The following is a 3914-nucleotide window of genomic DNA, read 5'->3' on the forward strand; positions in this document are numbered from 1 at the left end:
TGGCGGCCGAAGTGCCGACGGCGTTGTGCATTGGCAGATTGCACCAGGTGAGGAAGGGAACGGACAGGCTGCCGCCGCCGATCCCCACCAGACTGGAGACGCCGCCGATGACATTGCCGACGCCGAACATGCCGCCGCTTCCCGGCAGAGTGCGCGACGGTTTCGGACGGATGTTGAGGAGCATCTGCAGGGCCACGTAGTAGAGAAAGAGGATGAAAAAGCCCTTGAGAAAATTCGTGGTCAACTGCGCCGCCACCCAGGAGCCGAAGAGCGTGCCGGTCAAGATGCCGACCGAAATGGTTCTGACCACCTGCCAGTCGACGGCGCCCCGCGCGTGGTGGGCGCGGAAGCTGGACACCGAGGTGAACATGATGCTGGCCAGGGAGGTGCCGAGGGCGAGGTGGAGAATGTAGGTGTCCGGCAGGTGCTGGGCAGTGAAGACGAAGGTGAGCAGGGGGACGATGATCAGCCCGCCGCCGACTCCGAGCAGCCCGGCGAGGATGCCGGCGAAGGCGCCGGTGGACAGATAGAGAAGCCAGTAGGTCACGGATGATTCTCCAGGGAAAGGATGCGCGACAGAAGCAGCAAGTACTTATAGCACAAAGCCGGCGCGCGTTGAAGAGGCAAGCTGCGGACATCCGGACGGATTTTCCTCTCCTCCGGAGCGCGATTTCAAAGGCAGTCCGGCAAATGCCTGCTATCTTTTATGAGGGAGGGTAGCGAGAAAGGAGATGTGCATGCGCGGAGCGGGTGCCGACGAGAAAAGCGCCTTGGCCGTCGCCGAGGCGGCCAGGGAAGCCGAATGGCGGCGGCCGAGTTTTCTCGGCGAACTCTTCATGGGGCGGCTGCGGTCCGACCTCATCTTCCCCTGGCCCGAGCAGGACCCGGCCGAAAAGGCGGCCGGCGATGCGGTGCTGGCGAAGCTGGAAGCCTTCCTGCGCGAACACGTGGATGCCGACCGGATCGACCGTGAAAAGGAGGTCCCCCGGGAGGTAATCGACGGGCTGAAGCAGCTCGGCCTCTTCGGCATCAAGATCCCCCGGGAGTACGGCGGGCTGGGCCTCTCCCAGGTCAACTACAACCGCATCCTCCATCTCGTCGCCAGTCACTGCGGCTCCACGGCGTTGCTGCTGTCGGTGCATCAGAGCATCGGGGTGTCGCAGCCGCTCAAGATGTTCGGCACCGACGAACAGAAGCAGCGCTTCCTGCCGCGGCTGAGCGCCGGGGCGATCAGCGCCTTCGCCCTGACCGAACCGGGGGCCGGCTCCGACCCCTCGCAGATGACGACCACGGCCACTCCCACCGAAGACGGCTCGGGCTGGGTCATCAACGGCCGAAAGCTCTGGACCACCAACGGCCCGATTGCCGAACTTCTCATAGTGACGGCGCGGACCAACGATCCGCAGGCGGCGCGCCCCGAGATCACCGCCTTTATCGTCGAAGGGAATTCTCCCGGCTTGAAAACCGAGCACCGCTGCGATTTCATGGGCCTCAAGGGGATTCAGAACGGGCTGTTGTCTTTCAAGGATGTCCGGGTCCCCAGTGAGAACGTCCTGGTTGGCGTCGGCGAAGGGCTGCGGCTGGCCCTGCGTACCCTCAATGTCGGTCGATTGTCGATCCCGGCCTTTTGCGGCGGGGTCATGAAACAGTCCCTGGCCATCTGCCGCAGCTGGGGGATTGAGCGGCGTCAGTGGGGTGCGCCGATAGGGCACCATGAGGCGGTGGCGGCCAAGATTGCCCGCATCGCCGCTGACAGCTTCGCTGTGGACAGCCTGGCGTGGCTGGCCGCCGCCATGGCCGACCAGGGAGAGACGGACATCCGCCTGGAGGCGGCGGCGGACAAGCTGTTCTGCACCGAGGCGATGTGGCGGGCCCTCGACGAGACCCTGCAGGTGCGCGGCGGCCGCGGCTACGAGACGGCCGACAGCCTGCGCGCCCGGGGGGAGGCGCCGATGCCGGTCGAACGGATGCTGCGCGATGCCCGCCTCTACCTGATCGGCGAGGGAACGAGCGAGATCCTGCGCCTCTTCATCGCCCGCGAGGCGCTCGATCCCCATCTCAAGGCGACCGGCATCACGGCGCTTTCCAGCAAGCTGGACCTCGGCAGGTCGCTCAAATTCTACTCCCGCTGGTATCCGGCGCTGCTTCTGCCCCGCCTTACGGCCTCCTCGGACGTGGCGGTGCCTGATGCACTCAAGGGGCACCGGCGTTATCTCGAAAGTGCTGCCCGCCGGCTGGCAAGGGATCTTTTTCACATGATGGTGCGTCACGGTCAGGGGTTGCAGAAAAGACAGCTATTGCTGGCGCGCCTGGTCGACGTGGGGGTGGAACTCTTCGCCATGGCGGCTGTTCTGTCGCGGGCCGCCAGTCCCCAGGCGCCGGTCGGAGCGCCGGAACTTGCCGATCTCTTCTGCCGGCAGGCAAGGCGGCGGATCAGCGCCTTGCGCCGGGGACTCTGGCGCAACGACGACGGCAGGGCCTACGCCTTGGCCCGGGAGGTGCTGGACGGGAAATACCCCTGGCTGGAGGAGAACATTTTCTGCAGTTGGCGGTAGGGGCGGAACCGCGTGTCCGCACGATTCTTGCTCACAACCGGAACCACAGCGAGAAGTACGCCTGGTCTTCGCCATCTTCATCGAAGCCCCTGACGACGACGAAGCGAAGGGTCACCGGCACCACATAACCGAGATCGGCATCAAGTCTCGCCTCCAGTCCGGCGGAAGTCCGCATTTCATCCCGATGAAAGCTCTGGTCGAAAGCGCTTGCCCCTTCATAGAAGACGGCCCCGTGCAGGCGGCGCAGGTAAATGGGACCGTTCCCGGCGCCGTTTTCGATATTCAAGACCGGAAAACGATATTCGCCGCTGGCGAGGACGACTTTCTGCCCGCGAAAAGAATTGCTCGGGTAGCCCCGCAGCGGCAGGAATTCGCTGTCGACTCCCTGCAGCAGGTCACCCGCCGGATCCCCGCCGATCCGGAAAGCGCGCTGGTCGAGTCGATCGCCGGTAGCGGTCCCGCCAAACAGGCGGATAGCCAGATTGTGATGACGAAGCCGGGGAATGTCGATGAATTCATGCCAGTCGAGCGTGAACCGGGTCAGGGAAAAATCGCTCCCCAGCAGGGAATCGTCCCTCTGGACGGCGATTTCCGTCCGGCGGCCGTCCTCCGGACTGATCGCCCGGGGCGGGCGGACGGTATTGTCGAAGCGGTAACTGAGGCGGATTCCAGAGAGCTTTCCTTCGTCCAGTTGCGGTTCGCCGGCCGGCGGGGCGGTCAGCCCGTCAAACCGCTGAAAACGATAGCCCGGAATCAGAAAGTGCCGAGCCCAAAATCCCGGGAAAGGGCAAACCAGGTTGATCCCGGCGCCGCGCCGCCGCTCCCAGAAATTCACCTCCGGGCGACCCGGCGGGCGGAAAAAGTCGTCATAAAAGATCGCCTGATCGGAGGCAAATACCTCCACGGTGGGGTAGAGGCCGTCGTACTGGTAGAGCAGACTGTACGCCGGTCGCCGGGTCTGCGTGCCGTACAGAACCGTGGCGGCATAGCGGTGCCGCTCGATCGGATCATGGCCGGAGGTAATGGCGCCGAGCTGCAGGCCGTCCTCATCCGAACCCAGCCAGGGAAACCAGTACCGGGGGAGCAGCGTGTCGCCGGGTGCATAGACGCGCGCGGCAAGCTCTGCAGGGACAGCTTCCGATTTTTCTCCTGATTCGTTGGAAGCGACCGCACGCGGTTCTATCTGCCACCACTGACCGGAGTCAAGGGGCATGGCGGCAAGGTCGAATCCCGCGGCACCATAGGCTGTCAGAAAAAGCGTGTCGCCGGCCGGGGAAACGGCCGGGGAGAAGGCGCCGCCCAGCAGGTTGGTGACCTGGTGGAGACTCTGTTCCTTGGGACGCCAAGCATACAGGTTGT

At 64.5% G+C, this 3914-nt stretch carries 3 protein-coding genes; 1 reads left to right on the forward strand and 2 read right to left on the reverse strand.

The features are described from left to right. Positions 1–547: sulfite exporter TauE/SafE family protein (locus tag VD811_13240; protein ID HXV21946.1), on the reverse strand; the 547-nt coding region annotated here is incomplete at its 3' end. A 190-nt stretch (positions 548–737) separates the two neighbouring features. Between VD811_13240 and VD811_13245 the strand changes: the two genes are divergently transcribed. Further along, the gene (locus tag VD811_13245) at positions 738–2555 is read left to right on the forward strand and encodes an acyl-CoA dehydrogenase family protein (GenBank protein ID HXV21947.1); all 1818 of its coding nucleotides are present in this window, start codon (positions 738–740) and stop codon (positions 2553–2555) included. Between the two features lie 31 nt (positions 2556–2586). On the opposite strand, the gene VD811_13250 is transcribed toward VD811_13245, so the two are convergent. Continuing rightward, the coding region (locus VD811_13250) for a hypothetical protein (protein ID HXV21948.1) at positions 2587–3914 on the reverse strand (1328 nt) is incomplete at its 5' end.

The organism is Desulfuromonadales bacterium (assembly GCA_035620395.1).
In the GTDB taxonomy this organism is placed as follows: domain Bacteria; phylum Desulfobacterota; class Desulfuromonadia; order Desulfuromonadales; family DASPGW01; genus DASPGW01.

Bases quoted from the DNA above. Each gene is read 5' to 3' on its own strand.
- VD811_13245 (HXV21947.1), top strand. From the start codon at position 738: ATGCGCGGAGCGGGTGCCGACGAGAAAAGCGCCTTGGCCGTCGCCGAG.